The organism is Halorubrum zhoui (genome assembly GCF_051194155.1).
Classification (GTDB): domain Archaea; phylum Halobacteriota; class Halobacteria; order Halobacteriales; family Haloferacaceae; genus Halorubrum.
In genome coordinates, this window is record NZ_JBLZNJ010000002.1 from 269,233 (window position 1) to 285,366 (window position 16,134).

General features: G+C 64.5%; 9 protein-coding genes and 1 tRNA gene. 3 read left to right on the forward strand and 7 right to left on the reverse strand.

Going from position 1 to position 16,134, the window contains the following annotated elements; genetic code table 11:
* Nucleotides 1–7: 7 nt before the first annotated feature.
* A complete protein-coding gene (gene thsA, locus ACNTAO_RS03090; RefSeq protein ID WP_435160486.1) occupies nucleotides 8–1,579 on the reverse strand; it encodes a thermosome subunit alpha in 1,572 nt (523 codons plus the stop codon).
* A 209-nt stretch (nucleotides 1,580–1,788) separates the two neighbouring features.
* On the opposite strand from thsA, the gene ACNTAO_RS03095 reads away from it, so the two are divergent.
* The 3 genes from ACNTAO_RS03095 to ACNTAO_RS03105 all read left to right on the forward strand — a co-directional run bounded on the left by ACNTAO_RS03095 (nucleotide 1,789) and on the right by ACNTAO_RS03105 (nucleotide 4,957).
* Nucleotides 1,789–2,232 (forward strand): DUF371 domain-containing protein, encoded by a 444-nt coding sequence (locus tag ACNTAO_RS03095; RefSeq protein ID WP_435160487.1) that lies wholly within the window; start codon nucleotides 1,789–1,791, stop codon nucleotides 2,230–2,232.
* Nucleotides 2,233–2,328: 96 nt separating this feature from the next.
* The gene (locus ACNTAO_RS03100; RefSeq protein WP_435160488.1) at nucleotides 2,329–4,182 is read left to right on the forward strand and encodes a PAS domain-containing sensor histidine kinase; all 1,854 of its coding nucleotides are present in this window, start codon (nucleotides 2,329–2,331) and stop codon (nucleotides 4,180–4,182) included.
* 79 nt (nucleotides 4,183–4,261) lie between these two features.
* Entirely contained in the window at nucleotides 4,262–4,957 is a 696-nt protein-coding gene (locus tag ACNTAO_RS03105; RefSeq protein WP_435160489.1) for a hypothetical protein, read from the forward strand.
* 221 nt (nucleotides 4,958–5,178) lie between these two features.
* Here the strand turns inward: ACNTAO_RS03105 and ACNTAO_RS03110 are convergent.
* The 6 genes from ACNTAO_RS03110 to ACNTAO_RS03135 form a co-directional block, all read right to left on the reverse strand.
* Nucleotides 5,179–5,250 (reverse strand) — tRNA-Ala (locus ACNTAO_RS03110).
* Between the two features lie 68 nt (nucleotides 5,251–5,318).
* On the reverse strand, nucleotides 5,319–5,903 hold the full coding sequence (locus ACNTAO_RS03115; RefSeq protein ID WP_435160490.1) for an SRPBCC family protein: 585 nt from the start codon (nucleotides 5,901–5,903) through the stop codon (nucleotides 5,319–5,321).
* 70 nt (nucleotides 5,904–5,973) lie between these two features.
* Complete coding sequence (gltB, locus tag ACNTAO_RS03120) at nucleotides 5,974–10,599, reverse strand: glutamate synthase large subunit (RefSeq protein WP_435160491.1); 4,626 nt, start codon at nucleotides 10,597–10,599, stop codon at nucleotides 5,974–5,976.
* 220 nt (nucleotides 10,600–10,819) lie between these two features.
* Nucleotides 10,820–10,987 (reverse strand): HEWD family protein, encoded by a 168-nt coding sequence (locus ACNTAO_RS03125; protein ID WP_435160492.1) that lies wholly within the window; start codon nucleotides 10,985–10,987, stop codon nucleotides 10,820–10,822.
* A 221-nt stretch (nucleotides 10,988–11,208) separates the two neighbouring features.
* A complete protein-coding gene (locus tag ACNTAO_RS03130) occupies nucleotides 11,209–13,122 on the reverse strand; it encodes a hypothetical protein (protein ID WP_435160493.1) in 1,914 nt (637 codons plus the stop codon).
* A 1,965-nt stretch (nucleotides 13,123–15,087) separates the two neighbouring features.
* A complete protein-coding gene (locus ACNTAO_RS03135; RefSeq protein WP_435160494.1) occupies nucleotides 15,088–16,128 on the reverse strand; it encodes an NAD(P)-dependent alcohol dehydrogenase in 1,041 nt (346 codons plus the stop codon).
* Between the last annotated feature and the right edge of the window lie 6 nt (nucleotides 16,129–16,134).

The window sequence follows — 16,134 nt, forward strand, 5'->3', positions numbered from 1 at the left end:
GGTCGCACTACTCGGCTGAGATGACGTCGTCGATGCGGAGGACCATCGTCGCCGCCTCGGTAGCGGACTCGACCGCCTCGTGTTTGACCGCCGCTGGATCGACGATGCCAGCAGCTACCGGATCGCCGACGGTCGCCGTCCGTCCCTCGGCGATGATCCCGGCACGGCCCTCGCCGTCGTGTGTCGCCCGCAGGTCGACGAGCGTGTCGATCGGGTCGGCACCGGTGTTCTCCGCCAGTGTGCGCGGGAGCGCGTCGACCGCGTCGGCGAACGCCTCGATGGCGAGCTGTGCCCGTCCCTCGACCGACGCGGCGGCGGCACGCAGGTGCGTGCTGATGGCGATCTCGGTGGCACCCGCACCCGGGACGACGCCGCTCTCGCGCGCCGCGATCACCACGTCGACGGCGTCGCTCACGGCGCGTTCGAGCTCGTCGACGACGTGTTCGGTCGAGCCACGGACGAGGAGGGTGACCGCCTCCGAGTCGTCGCCTCCGCGAACGGAGACGATGTCGTCGTCGTCGTCGCCAGCCGGCTCGACGGTCACCGTCTCGGCATGACCGAGGTCATCAGCAGAGAGTCCATCGAGCGTCCCGAGCCGGGAGGCGCCGGTGACCCGAGCGACGTCGGCGGCGTCGCTCGCGCTCACGCTCTCGAACGCCAGGATACCGGCGTCGGCGAGGTGCCCGGCCACGCGGTCGTCGATCGCCTTCCGGCACACGAGCACGTCGACGTCGGCCGCAGAGAGGGTGTCGGCGTACCCGCGAAGCTCGGCCTCCTCCGCCTCGAGCGCGGCGGTGAGTTCGTCGACGGACCCGATGGCGTACTCGGCGTCGACGTCGCCCTGGCGCACCTCGAGTTTCGTCTCGAGCACGGCGACGGACGCGTCCTCGGCGGTGGGAGGCATGCTGTCGTGGACGAGTTCGTCGTCGAACACGACGCCGTCGACGAGCTCCGTCGCCGACGACGCCGCCCCGCTCCGAGCCTGGACGGTGATCGCGTCGCCGTCGGCGCCGTCGTCGGTCGCGACCCGGTCGACCGCCTGGACGACGAGGCTGGCCAGGTCACGGGCGGTGACGTCACCGGTTCCTTTCCCGGTCATCGAGGACTCTGCGACCGCTTCGAGGAGCGCCGTGTCGACGTCGCCGTCGACCACCTGCTCGTCGATGGCCTCAGCCGCCAGGCGAGCAGCCTCGGCGTATCCTTCGACGACGACCGTTGGGTGAAGCTCGTCGTCAAGGAGGTCCTCTGCACGCGAGAGCAGCTCACCGACGAGGACGGCCGCCGTCGTCGTGCCGTCGCCGACGGCCTCCGCTTGGGTCTCTGCGACCTCGACCATCATCTGTGCGGCCGGGTGGTCGATGTCCATCTCCTCGAGGATGGTCGCCCCGTCGTTCGTGATCACGACGGTCCCGGACGAGTCGACGAGCATCTTGTCCATCCCGCGCGGTCCGAGGGTCGTGCGTACCGCTTCGGCCACCGCCTTGCCGGCGGCGACGTTCGAGTCCTGAGCGGCCCGGCCACGAGTTCGTTCGCTGTCCTCAGAGAGCACGTACAACGGTTGGTGAGTACGGGATGCCATACATCGCCCAGTAGGCTAGCGCTTCTGTATATATCTGTCGCTCTATCCACGGGCTGACCGCCAGACGGCAGTGCGGTGGAGTGGCTGTCGACGGGTGGCTCCCCGAGTCGAGGGTGCTATCCGAGACGACGTCGAGTGGCGGGATGCGGCGTGGTCCGGTGCGCCCGAACCGACGACGATTTGCGTGCTTCTCTCGGAGGGTGCGATCGATGACTGACCCGCTCGTCGAGGTCGTGTGTGCCCGTGGGCACGAACACGTCTCCGCGACGCACGCGAGCACGTTCGAGGTCACCACCGACGACTGGCTCACGCCGGCTGGCGACTGCATCCTGGCGGTCCAAGCCGACCGTGCGCCGCGTGACTTTTCGCCCGCGTTTCGAGACGCGTGTGCGACGACCGACGCGACGATCACGGCGACGGTCACCGTGGCGGGACCGGCAGCAACCCACACTGAAACGATCGTTGGACGCGGCGATCCCGGACTCGACCTCCTCGACGACCGGTCGATGGTGGCGCGGACGAGTGCGTACACCGACGACACACGGACGATCCTCGTCGATGCCGACGCGGCCGCGGCCGACTTCGACCGCGACCTCGTCGAGGCGCTCGCCGGAGGCGCACCCGTCGAACTGCGGCTCTCGGTCGAGCCGTAGTCGGTCGACGTGTCGTCGACCCAGACGGGGCGAGATGAGCGGTCGACGGTCGACCGGCGGTGCGGGGTTTTTGCCCGCTCGCCACGAGGGGAGGGTATGCCCGGGGGTCCACTCACAGGAGACCCGACGCCTACCGACCAGCGCACGGAGACGCAGATCACCGTCCTCGTCGTCGACGACGACCGCGCGATGCGCGAACTGACGACCGAGTGGCTCGAACGACACCGCGACGTGCTCACCGTCGTGGACGAGCCGAACGCTGCGGCGGGCCTCGAGCGGCTCGAGACGAACCGTATCGACTGTGTAGTCAGCGACTACGAGATGCCGGCAGCGGACGGGATCGAGTTTCTGCGCCAGGTTCGAGCCAGGGACGACTCCGTCCCGTTCGTCCTGTACACCGGCCGAGGGTCCGAGGCGGTCGCGAGTGAGGCCATCGCCGCTGGGGTGACAGCGTACGTACAGAAGTCGAGCGGAAGCGAACACTACGAGCTACTCGCGAATCGAATCTGTAACGCGGTGGCGAAGACGCGCGCCGAGCGGCGAGTCGAACACGAACGAGACCGGTTCCGCACGCTGTTCGACCGCCTCTCACAGCCGGTCGCAGAGGTCGCGTACGTCGACGAGACGCCGATCGTACGAGGGGTGAACGAGGCCTTCGAGCAGCGGTTCGGCTACGACGCGGACACCGTCGTCGGCGACTCACTCGACGCGTACATCGTCCCCGAGGCGTACCGAACGGAGGCCGAAGCGATCAACGAGCACGTTCGTTCCGGTGGCAGCCTGGAGGCGCGGTCGGTCACCAGGAAGACTGCAGACGGTACCCGCGAGTTCCTCCTCCAGAACGCGGTGTACGACGACGGCACCGGTGGGTTCGCCATCTACACCGACGTCACCGAACGACGCGAGCGGCGACGAACGCTCGAACGGCAGCGAGAGCTGTTCAGACGGACACAGGAGATCGCAGACGTCGGCGCGTGGCAGTACGACGTCGAGACCGGCGCGTCGATATTGACAGACGAAGCACTCGCCATCCACGGCCTCGACCCGTCTGCGGACCTCACGCCCGAACAGAGCCTCGACTTTTATCACCCGGCGGACAGACCGGAGATACGCGAGGCGTTCGAGCGGGCCCAGGAGGCCGGCGAGTCGTACGACCTCGAGTGTCGACTGATCGACGCGGACGGCGACGAGCGGTGGATCCGGACGCGTGGTGACCCACAGATGGATGGAGACTCGGTGACGCGGGTTCGTGGGACGATACAAGACGTGACGGAACGGACCCGACGACAGCGCGCGCTACGACGACAGAACGAGCGACTCGACCGGTTCGTCGACACGGTCTCACACGACCTCCGAAGTCCACTCAACGTCGCCCGCGGACGCCTCGGGGAGATCGGTGACGGCCACCCTGCGGTCGCCGACACGGCGGCGTTCGCTGCGGTCGAGCGCGCCCACGAGCGAATGGCGTCGCTTCTCACCGACATGCGGCGGTTGGCGCGCGGTGGTGCCCCCGTGGTCGATCCCGAACCGGTCGTCCTGTCTGCGGTCGCACGGGAGAGCTGGCGCGTCGTCGAGACGGCAGACGCCGACCTCACCGTCGCCATCGACGACGAGTGTACGATCAGAGCCGACGAGAGCCGGCTCAAGCAGGTCTTCGAGAACCTCTTCCGAAACGCCGTCGAACACGGTGCCCCGGACGTGACAGTGCGCGTCGAGTCACACGAGGGCGGATTCGCCGTCGAAGACGACGGCACGGGGATCCCCGCGACGGATCAGGAGTCGGTGCTGGAGCCCGGATACACGACGGCCGAGGCTGGAACCGGCTTCGGACTCCGCATCGTCGAGGCGGCGGTTGAGGCCCACGGTTGGTCGCTCGACGTCCTCGCCGGGAACGACGGCGGCGCGCGGATCGAAGTCCACGACGTCGAGTGTGGCGCGTCCGGCGGCTGACCACGCCGACGCCAAACGCGCGCAGCGTCGTCCGCCAGAGATACGTGGTGGGCGACGCGTGGTCCACGCGATGCCCTCCATGAGCGACCGCGACCGACCTGACGACGATGGGCGAATCGAGACGTCCGACCGTTCGGCACGCGAGGCGCGGACCGACGCGGCCCGCGCCGTCGTCCGCCGGTATCGTAGACTCGAGCGGCCGCTCTCCTGGCTCGTCGCCGTGAGCGTCGGCGTCGTGTGTGTCGGGGTCTACGCGCGTACGTCGCTGGGTCCGGCCGTCGCAGCCGGGGTCCTTACCGTCATCGCCCTTCGGGTCCCCGTGTGGCAGTCGAGTGGTACGGTCACACTCCATACAACCTGTGCCCCAGGCCGCGTCGGCGAATCGTTTACCGGCCCACACCCGCCGGTGTTGGCATTCCAGTGGGGGCTCGCCGACGCCGTGGAGACCGACGACGACACCGTGTACTACGAGGTCTCGTACCTCTTCGGGTTACGGACCGTCGAGGTGGCGGTCCGGGCCGAGACGATCACGCTCCCGAGCGGCGACCGGCGGGTCGAACTCACCGTCACCGAGAGCGGTCACCCTTGGGGGACGTACGCGGCGACGATCGGCCGTGAGGCCGGTCACACGGCCGTGACGATCGAGTATACGGCGGATAAGCGATTCGGCCTGCGGCGCATCCCACAGCAGCTCCTCGCGGCGCGATATCGGGACGAGGCGCTCAACGTACAGGGCTACGACGTGGTCGACCGAACGTCACGCGTCGGTCGGTGATGGAGCCGCAAAAGCGAGTGGACTCGCCGGGAGTCCCGCGAGCGGAGCGAGGGGGACGTCGGCGAGGGAACGACTGAGCGAACGAAGTGAGCGAAAGAATGGACTCGCCGGGATTTGAACCACGGGAAGACGGTCGCCTCGCTCTGCTCGGCGCTGCGACTCCTCTGATTCCAATCCCATCTCGCCCATTCTCACTCCCTCGTAGAACTCGGTCGCTCCGATGGACTCGCCGGGATTTGAACCCGGGGCCTCTCCCATGCCAAGGGAGTGATCTACCACTGATCTACGAGCCCGCGTTCGCACTCAGATGTACCCTGCTGTATCTCTTAAGCGCTTCGACTCGGTCTGCAGATCGGGCGACTCACAGCCGGTCCGAGTCGACGTAGACGTCCAGCTCGACGCTCCGAGAGGACCCTTCGAGGTCTCTGACCGCCCGCTCGACGACCCGCTCGGCCTCGGACTTGATGAGTGGGATCGCCTTTTTCAACACCCAGTCGAAAGAAACGAGCCGCGGTAGATCAAGCACGGCCGGACTCGCCGAACTCGGGTCGAACTCCACCTCGAGGGCGACCCGGCACGGAGCCGCACTCGATCCGTCGTCGCGTCGCGTGGCGTTCTCGGCGTCCGTCTCACGGGAATCGGGGTCGCCCCCATCGTCCGCCGTCGGCGTCACCCGCCATCGACCCCCAGCATCGATGTCTTTCGTGATCGTCCAGTCGATCGTGGCCGGCGGCTCCACGTCGGTCACGCGCGAGTGGGCGGTGTACGTGAGCTTCCACCACGAAAAGGTGAGCGCGTAGCGGGTTCCCGGACCACCGTCACCGGTGAGCGTTTCGACCTCCTCTAAGTACGCCGAGTACCGGGCGTACTGGGGGAAGTCGACGAGAAAGTCGTACACCGCCTCGGGGTCGGCGTACACCTCGGTGCACACGACGAGTTCGTCCACGCCGAATCCTTCGGGCGGGGGCTAATAAGCGGTCCGGGGACGTGTCGAAGCCGGGACGGCTCCGCACAGCTCAGTCGTCACTCGAGACCTGGCCGGTCGCGTCGCGGCCGGCGTCCGGCGTCGCGTCGGCGGCGGCCGGGAGCGTGTCGCGGACGTCGGCACCGACGCCCTCGTCGATCACCTCGGCGTACGCGTCCGGGAAGACGCGTACGAAGTCGTCGAGCGCCGCCTCCCAGTCGTCGAGCAGCGCCGCCGCACGATCGCTGTCGGTGTACGTCTGGTGGTTCTCGACGAGTCGTCGGAGCATGGCCTCGTCGCGGTCCTCGAGGTCGCGTGAGAGCGAGACCATACCCCGGTTGAGCCGGTCGGTGAGCCGGTCGTCGGGGTCGTACACGTACGCGATGCCACCCGACATCCCGGCCGCGAAGTTCCGGCCGGTCTCGCCGAGCACGGCGACCACGCCACCAGTCATGTACTCACAGCCGTGGTCGCCGACGCCCTCGACGACCGCGGCGACGCCGGAGTTACGGACGCCAAAGCGCTCGCCCGCCATGCCGTTGACGTACAGTTCGCCGTCGGTCGCACCGTACAGACACACGTTGCCGGCGACGACGTTGTCGGCGGGATCGTAGCCGGCGTCCTCGGGCGTCGAAACCACGATCCGTCCGCCCGAGAGGCCTTTGCCGACGTAGTCGTTGGCCGCACCGGAGAGTTCGAACGTGACGCCGGCGGCGAGGAACGCCCCGAAGCTCTGTCCGGCGTGGCCGTCGAACCGGCAGGCGACCGTGTCGTCCGGGAGTCCGTCCCCGCCGTGAGCGGTGACGACCCGGTTCGACAGCGTCGCGCCGACGGCCCGGTCGACGTTTTCGATGTCTCGGGTGAGCGCGACCGGCGCTGCTTCCTCGATGGCCGGCGACGCCTCTTCGATGAGGTCCCAGTCGAGCTGCGCCTCGATACCCGGGTGAGTCTGTGCTCGGGTCTTCGTCCGAGACTCGCCCGCCGGCTCGGCGATCACGGCCGAGAGGTCGAGGTGTTTCGCCTGCTCGTGGTCGGTCTCGCGCTGCGTGAGCAGCTCTGGCCGCCCCACGAGTGACTCGATGTCGGTGACCCCGATCTCGGCCATGAGTTCACGCAGCTCCTGCGCGATGAACGTCATGTAGTTGATCACGTGGTCCGGCTGGCCGGGGAAGCGCTCTCTGAGGTCCTCACGCTGGGTGGCGACGCCGACCGGACAGGTGTTCTCGTGACACTGTCGGGCCATCACACAGCCGGAGGTGACGAGCGAGGCGGTTCCGAAGACGTACTCCTCTGCGCCCAGTGCCGCGGCGACGGCGACGTCACGGCCCGTCTTGAGTCCGCCGTCGGCCGTGACGCGGATCCGGTCGCGCAGCCCGGTCGCACAGAGCATCTGGTTCGCCTCCGCGAGCCCCAGCTCCCACGGCAGTCCCGCGTTCTTGATCGACGTCTTCGGCGACGCACCAGTGCCGCCGGAGTGTCCAGAGACGTGGACGACGTCGGCGTTGGCCTTCGCGACGCCGGCCGCGATGGTGCCGATGCCGGCCTCAGAGACCAACTTCACGTTCACGTCGGCCGAGGGGTTCGCCGCCTTCAGGTCGAAGATGAGCTGTTTGAGGTCCTCGATCGAGTAGATATCGTGTTGTGGTGGCGGTGAGATGAGCCCGACGCCTGGGGTCGAACACCGGACGTGTGCGATCATCTCGTTCACCTTCTCTCCGGGCAGGTGTCCACCCTCGCCGGGTTTCGACCCCTGTGCCATCTTGATCTGTAGCTCGTCGGCGTTCGCGAGGTAGTCGGCAGTCACACCGAACCGGCCGGACGCGACCTGTTTGACCGTACACTCTTTTTCGGTGTCGAACCGCTCCGGCGGCTCGCCGCCCTCACCAGTGTTTGACTTCGCGCCGAGTCGGTTCATCGCGATCGCGTTGTTCTCGTGAGCCTCCGGCGAGAGGCTCCCGAGGCTCATCGCAGCCGTCGAGAATCGCTCGACGATCGACTCGACCGGCTCGACTTCCGATAGCGGGACCGGGTCTCGGTCCGACTCGAACTCGAGGAGACCACGGAGCGTCTGGAGCCGTTCGGACTGGTCGTTGACCAGGTCGGCGAACTCCTCGTACGCCTCGTAGTCGCCGGCGCGCACTGCCTTTTGAAGCGTCCCGACCGTCTCGCGGTTCCAGCCGTGATACACCCCAGACGACCGGTTCTCGTACTCGCCGGTCGTCTCGAGCTCCGGGTCGGCGCCGAACGCCATCGCGTGTCGCGTTCGGAGGTCGTCTTCGATCTCTTCGATGCCGATCCCCTCGGTTCGAATCTCGGTTCCCTCGAAGAACTCGGCGACGAAGTCGGAGTCGAGCCCGACCGCCTCGAATATCTGAGCGCCCTGGTAGGACTCGACCGTCGAGATCCCCATCTTCGCCATCGTCTTCAACAGACCGTCTTCGAGCGCGCCGCGATACGCCGCGAGCGCCTCGGCCTCGTCGGCTCCGTCTGGACCTGCGACGACGTCGGCGATCGACTCGTACGCCAAGTACGGGTCCACCGCGTCGGCGCCGTAGCCGACGAGGGTCGCCACGTGGTGAACCTCATGGGGCTCACCCGACTCGACGACGAGTCCAGCCCGATTTCGGAGTCCGTTTCGCACGAGGTGGTGGTGAACGGCACCGGTGACCAGTAGGCTCGGCACGGCGAGCCGGTCGGGACCAACCGCGCGGTCAGAGAGGAGCACGACGTCCGCGCCCGCCTCGATCGCCTCGGCGGCCTCACGCCGGATGTCGGTGATGGCGTCGGTGAGTGAGGTGTCGCGGTCGTACGTCGTGTCGACGGTCGCCGCGGAGAACCGACCTGCAGAGCGGTCGTCGACGGTCCGCAGCGCGTCGGTCTCGCCGTCGGACAGGACGGGTGACGACGCGACGATCTGTCTGGCGTGTGCAGGCGTCTCTGCAAGCAGGTTGCGCTGGTTGCCGATGCGCGATTCGAGCGAGGTGACGAGCTCTTCGCGGATGTAGTCGATCGGCGGGTTCGACACCTGTGCGAACAGCTGTTTGAAGTATGTGAAAAGCGGGCGGTCGACGTCCGCGAGCACCGAGAGTGGCGTGTCGTCTCCCATCGAACCGACCGGATCCTTCCCTTGTTCGGCCATCGGTTCGACGAGGTGGTTCAACGAATCGGTCGTGTACCCGAACGCGGCCTGGTGTGCGCGGACCGACGACGTCTCGTGGTCGTCGATGCCAGCCGCGAGGCCGCCGTCGTCGACGAGGTCGTCTAACGCGACCTGCTCGTCGTCGACCCACTCGCCGTACCGCTCGTCGGTGAGGTCGGCGAATACTTCCTCGTCGGGAACGATGCGACCAGCCTCGGGGTCGGCGACGAAGATTTCACCCGGCTGGAGCCGGCCGCGGCTGGCAACGTCTGCCGCGTCGGTCGGGAGCGCTCCGACCTCGCTCCCGACGACGAGCCGATTGTCGGTCGTGACCTCGTACCGACACGGTCTGAGCCCGTTGCGATCGAGGACGCCGGCGACCTCGTCGCCGTCGAAGCCGATGACGAGCGCCGGTCCGTCCCAGGGCTCGACGAGCGAGGCGTGGTAGTCGTAGAAGGCTGCGCGGTCGTCCGACATCAGGTCGTCGTCGCGGAACGCTTCGGGGACGAGCATCCGGAGGACGTGCGGGAGGTCACGACCAGTCTGTAAGAGCAGTTCGGCCGCGTTGTCGACGCTCGCGGTGTCCGACTGGTTGGGGTCGTCTATCACCGGCCGGATCGTCTCGAGTTCCGCGCCGAACGCCGGGTGTTCGAGGTCGTTCTCGCGGGCTCGCATCCAGTTTACGTTCCCGCGGATCGTGTTGAACTCGCCGTTGTGTACGACGTTTCGGTACGGGTGTGCGAGGTGCCACGCGCCGAGCGTGTTCGTCGAGAATCGCGCGTGTACCAGCGCGACGTGACTGGCGAACCGGTCGTCGGCGAGGTCCGGGTAGTAGTCGGCGAGCTGTGAGCCCTTCAGCAGGCCCTTGTACACGACCCGCTGTCGGTCGAGCGAACAGACGTAGAACCGGCCCGCACCCGAGATGTCGGCGACCGCCGTTTCGATCTCGCGTCGAGCCGCATACAGCGCGCGGTCGAAGCCGAGCACCGCTGGATCGGCGTCGTCGGGATCGCTCGAAGGGTCGGTGAATCGCTCGGCGAGTCCCGCACCCTCGACCGGAGCGACGAAGAGTTGGGCGACGTGTGGCTCGGATTCGAGCGCGGTCTCGCCGAGCCCCTCGTTGTTCGTCGGCACGTCTCGCCAGGTGAGCACCTCGAGTCCGTATACCGAGAGCACCTCGGCGATGACGTCGTGAATCTCTGCCTGGACGCTCGGTTCGGTCGGCATGAACACCGACCCTACTGCGTACTCCGAGGGCAACTCGGCGTCGACGACGGTTCGGAAGAAGTCGTCCGGGCGTGCCACCATGATCCCGGCGCCGTCACCGGTGTTCTCTTCTGCGCCGGTCGTTCCCCGGTGTTCGAGGTTCTCTAACAGCTGTACTGCGTCCGATACCGTCTCGTGAGTCGGTCCGCCGTCGAGATCGACGACCCCACCGATACCACAGTTCGACCGGTCGTCAGCCGGGTCCGCGAGCCCCTCTCGCTCGCGACCGGCGTCGGTCGGTGACGTGCGGGTGGTACTACGTGACTTGGTCATACGTACACACACGGAGCGCCGCTTAAATGTATAACCCTGATACGGGTAGGATCTATCGCATACACATTAGGGAATATAAGGTAATTATTCATCAGGGGTGGATATCAGGACATACAGTCACGGATCGATCAGTTATATCTCCAGCTGCGACAGATAGTACTATCATCGTAGAGAATACTGGGCGGACGACGCGCGGCTTCGGATATATATCGCCGTATGTTCACCGTTCGATCGGCACGTACGTACCGTTGATGTCCCAGTGGTGGATACAGTAGACGTCTCCTACCTCGGTTGCGATCTGCCAGCCGTCGGCTTCTTCGTCCCAGTGTTCGGTACGGCCACATCGTTCACACGTTCGCTCCGTCGGCGGTGCAATCGTGACGCCCATGACGCTCGCTACGCGGCTCCGTACAAAAAGCGTACCGTCGTCGACTCCCGACGAACCACGATGTCCTGCTCGCGACGTCACCGTGTGTCACGTGCAGTTGCGCACCCACCGCGTCACCGTACGACATTGACGTCACCCTGCACGAGAGATCCCGATGCAACTCATGCACGCGCGACAAGCCTACAATGTCGTCGTGAAAGGAGGTCAGACGGGCCGCGGTCTCACTCCGCTCGTATGCGCGCCGCAATTCCGGCCACGACGAGGAGTGCGACGACGGCCGGTACGATACCGAATCCAGAGACGTCGTACGCCGTTCGGCGAATCGGGGCGTCTTCGAAGCCCGGAAGTTCGTCCGACCGAGCGGTGCCGCTCAGTTCCTCGGCCCGTGACTCTCCACCGTCGGGAGTCGAAGAGACGGCCTCCGAGGTGGCGTCGGATTCTTGATCGGCGGGCCCGGACCGTCGCTCCTCGTCCACAGAACGTTCGCTCGGATCGACGGCGGGAGTGGTGTGAGTGGTGAGCACGGACTGAACGCCAGATCGCTGACTCGTGTTCGTCGCTTCCCCACTGCTTCTTGTACCTGCTGTGGCTGTGCCATCGGCGGGTTGGCCGCCACCACCACCGCCTCCGCCACCACCACCACTACTGCCGCCTCCGCCACCACCACCACTACCGCCGCCTCCGCCGCCTCCGCCGCCACCACCACCGCCACCACCACTCCCGCCAGCACCACCGCCACCACTGCCGCCTGCGTCCGCCCCAGTACCGTCGTTACCTCCTCCAGGACCGGCCGCTTCGTCTGGGCCACCTTGCGTGTGGTTGCCGTCCGTGGTGCCGTCGTCGGCCTCACCGCCCGAGATGCCGGCACCGCCGCTACTACCGTCGCCGTCGGCACTCCCGTTGGTACCACCGCTAGTGCCACCCGCGTCCCCAGTCTCGTTGCCTGGGTCGGCACCAGAGCTGGTGTTGCCACTGCCCCCCTCGACCCCACTGCCGGTCTCACCCTCGGTGTTTCCACCGTCGGTCCCGCTCGCGTCCGTCCCATCGCTCCCGCTTTCACTACCACTGTCTTCACCACCGCCACTCCCTCCCCCACTCGTTCCGCCACCACTCGCTCCGCCACCACTCGCTCCGCCACCACTCGTTCCGCCACCACGGCTGCTTCCCCCGTCGCTCGTCCCGCCATCTCCGCTCGTCCCGTCGGAGCTACTGCCGGAGGTCCCGGTACTGTCGCTTTCGTCGCCGTCTGCGCTCCCACCAGTGTCGCCGTCGGTGGGCGTCGAGGTGTCCGTCGTCGAGTCTGTGTCTCCTGTGGTAGCGTCCGGGTCGGTGGGTTGTGTCTCGTTCGAGTCGGACGAATCGGTGGTGGTCTCGTTTGTGCCAGTCGTGTTCGACGGCGACGAGCTGGTGTTCGTCGCGTCGGCATCGGCGGTCGACGGCTCGTACCGGAGCGGTACGGACACGGTCTCTGCTTCCGGGTCACTGCTACCCGAGAGCCCCCGGAGTCGGTCGTCTGTCACCGAAAACGTCGGTGTGAGAGACGCCGTGGTCCCGTCTGCGTGCGTCGACGATCCGAGCGTCTCGGCCACGCTCCCGACGAGGTACAGCCCGTCGGTGTGAGTGACGACCGTCGTCCCCGCAGCCGTCGTCCAGACGCTTCGATTGGTTGGTGTGTCGTGAGCGGTCCACACGGTGAACTCGAGCCCGGCGATCTCGTCTAGGTCGGTCCCCGTCTCGAGCGATCCGGGTTGCGTCGCCTCGTAGCCATCCAGCCCGGTCGCCTCGATCGCGTACACGACGGTGTCGTCGTCCGTCACCGTCGTCGCCGGTGTGAGGGTCCCGTTCGAGCGTGCCTCCGCGATCGCAGCCGGTGAGTCGAAGGCCGTCGGCTCGCGTGACGTCGCGTAGACGGTCAGGTTGCTCGTCGACCGGTTCTCGAGGCTGACTGTCGTCGTCTCCGTCGCACCGCTCGGATTCGCCGTAGCAGTGAGGACGTACGCTCCAGGTGACAGGGATCCATTCGTCGACGTGGTCGACACCGACGTCACGGTCGTGGAGGGAGACACAGAGAGGAGTTCGCCGGCGAGAGACGGGTCACCGAGTGCGTAGGTGTTGACCCCGATCGGAGTCGGCACAGACCGTGGAGTCGAGACCGTCGCAGTCGCGAGCGCGCCGGTATCGTTAACGGGTGAGAAGGCGAGAGAGGTGGTGTTTGCATCCGCGGATATGTTGGCGTTGACAACTTCACCAGCAGTGTGGCTTGAGCTGGTCAATGAAACGTTGCTGTACGTATCATCGCTACTGACAAATGTAAAGGTGTAGTTGATCTCATGAGCAGAACTGTTGAAGTAATATTGACCAGTTTTGAACTGTGTGGTGTTGTACGTGATATATGATGATTCGCTGTTATGTGTTCCTATTCCAGCTAGTTCTGAGTGCGCACTGTCTATTACTCGATAAGCTTCTACTGTGTCTATCTGGCCACTTACATTCACAGCAAGGGACCCAGTATCGTAGATAATCTTCCCATCGTACGAGCTCTGAGTATCGAATGTGTGTGAACTGGCTACGTCACCAGAAGGAGCAGGGACAGATATAGTCGCGCTGTCGGAAACACCATTTGATACAAAACCTCGAATGGTGTCTGAATTTGGCAGAATAGAGAGATCCTCGTGAGAAAGAGAATTATTCTCCAGTCGATCTTCAACTAGTCGCACGGTGACTGCGTATCGGTTGGATTGCGAAATAGGGCCACCCCGGTTAAATCTGCTTGATAGGTTTATTCTAACATCTGTGTTTGCTCCAGAAATTATTTCGGAGGCTCCGATATACTCTGATTGCAACATATTATTATTCTGATCTACTGGATGTGCCGTCAGAATATACGAGGTATTTCCGTTGTTTCTATCATCGACTTCGACATTTTTAATTCTGAGCTCACGTATGTTAGAATTATTATACTCTACATCAGTAAATTCGACCTGAGAAAAATAGAGATCCCGCGTCTTACTTACAATTGCCTCTTGTTTGAGATTATCTGGAAATAACTCTCCGGGAGAATAATTACTCTCGTTCATCAGCTGTCTAGGAATTAAGTAAGCCGTCTGAGGGCCTGGGAATCTATTCAGGTATCGGATTGGGATCGATATCTGATGCTGCCCATTAAGATCGTCAGCAGAAAACGATTTGATACCTGCAATGTTTGTGTTGTTTTGCTTATATCCAATGACAATCGTACTATTGATGTTTGAATTAACCCGATCAAACGTTACCCCAGGCATAGTATGTCGGCCAGTGGTTAGATCACTAGAACCGGTGGCCTGATCCCTAAAGTCAACAGACGCATCAGCAATCGTAAACTGTTCAGTTAAGTTATATTCGGCAGCGCTTGACAACGGCTCGCTACGGGGCCGTGTGTGGTGACTGCTCACCTCAATCGGGTACCGAAGTTCAGAGCCACCGGTTGCATTCACTGACGACAATCCATCTATGATGAGTTGGTCGATATGGATACCTGACTCAGATTCGGTACCGTTAATTACCATATGGAGGCTTCTGTTCCCGTCTGAAGATTCATACATTTCCTGACGTACTAAACTCGCGTTCGAAACAGCCGTTACTCTAGCTGATGAAGTATCTACGCCTCTGGACTGAATTACTGACAGATCAATGCTTAATAGGACAAGTTCATCCTCAAAGCCAGGGCCAGGTGTATCAATGCCGACACTGTGTATTACGTGAGCCGAGTCACCAGGCACAAACAGTTCTGGTGTGCCTGAGTTGCTCAGATAGATATCATCTGTTGATGCTGCACTCACACTAGACAGTTCTGTAGCAAGCATGCCACCAGCAACAACCAACAGCACGATCACCGTTACCCAGAGCGTATTGTTAGCGTTCATGTGTGTCTCCCCCTCCGAGAGCCGTCGCTAGCGAAGAACGCGACCTCCTACTCCGCTCCGCCCACGGACTGGCGGGCACCGACGGGTGGTGGGGCACGTTCACCGAGACGTATCGATTATAAATTTATTTCGAGCCGAGTAGTTTCTTCGTCGTGAAACGTCTCCAGCGCCCAGAAGTGGTGACCGGTTCTCGGGGCTCTACGGCGTGATGACGGCTCGCCCGTCGATCTCGCCGTGTTCGAGCTTTTCGGCGACCGTGTTCACGTCGTCGAGGTTGTATCGGCTCGTGTGTAAGTCGACGTCACCCTGCTCCACGAGCGCGACGAGCTCTTGCAGTTCGGCGTATCGCCCGACGATGTTCCCGACGAACGAGAACTCACCGTTCACCAGCGCCTGGGCCGGCTCGTGGACGTGGCCGCCGTAGCCGATGATGTGGTGGTCGCCGCCAGCCGCGGTGATGTCCGGCGCGTACGCGGTCGTCATGTCCTCGCCGACGAAGTCGAGCACCTGTGCGGCGCCGGTGTCGTCGGTGATCGCCGCCACCTCCTCGCGGACGTCGGCGTCTGTGGGATTGACCACGGCGTCGGCACCGTATCGTTCGGCGAGGTCCAGTGCTGAGTCTTTCACGTCGACTGCGGTGATCCGTGCGGCACTCATCGCGTCGAGACACTGCAGGCCGATGTGGCCGAGTCCCCCGATACCGATGACGACCGCGTGGTCGCCCGGGTTGAGCGCTCGGGCGGCCTTCTTCGCGGCGTGATACGCGGTAATACCGGCGTCGGCGTGCGGCGCGATGTCGGCCGGGTCGACCCCGCCGGGTAGCGGGATCACCGACCGCTCGCTCGTGTGGAGGTAGTCGGCGAAGCCGCCGTCCGTGGTGAGCCCGTTGAACGCGTCGTTCTCACAGTACATCGTCTCGCCAAGCCGGCAGGGCCGGCACGTCCCACAGGTCTGTACCGGGTGACAGATCACCGCGTCACCCGCCGAGACGAGTTCGACGTCCTCACCCGTCTCGACGACCGTTCCCGCGTTCTCGTGACCGAGCGTCATCGGGAGCTCCTGAGGGACGTACTCTGCCCACATTCCCTCAATGATGTGATTGTCCGTCTGACACCAGCCGGCACCCTCGACGTCGACTATCACGTCGCTCGCACCTGTAGCACTCGGTCGGTCGACCTCGTCGATTTCGAGTCCCTCGGTCATGTCGTCGGTGTACGCGTGGAGTCGTGCTGCTTGCATGCACGG

Coding starts and splice junctions, on each gene's coding strand:
- thsA (WP_435160486.1), bottom strand. CDS start 1,579: ATGGCATCCCGTACTCACCAACCGTTGTACGTGCTCTCTGAGGACAGC.
- ACNTAO_RS03095 (WP_435160487.1), top strand. CDS start 1,789: ATGACTGACCCGCTCGTCGAGGTCGTGTGTGCCCGTGGGCACGAACAC.
- ACNTAO_RS03100 (WP_435160488.1), top strand. CDS start 2,329: ATGCCCGGGGGTCCACTCACAGGAGACCCGACGCCTACCGACCAGCGC.
- ACNTAO_RS03105 (WP_435160489.1), top strand. CDS start 4,262: ATGAGCGACCGCGACCGACCTGACGACGATGGGCGAATCGAGACGTCC.
- gltB (WP_435160491.1), bottom strand. CDS start 10,599: ATGACCAAGTCACGTAGTACCACCCGCACGTCACCGACCGACGCCGGT.
- ACNTAO_RS03125 (WP_435160492.1), bottom strand. CDS start 10,987: ATGGGCGTCACGATTGCACCGCCGACGGAGCGAACGTGTGAACGATGT.
- ACNTAO_RS03135 (WP_435160494.1), bottom strand. CDS start 16,128: ATGCAAGCAGCACGACTCCACGCGTACACCGACGACATGACCGAGGGA.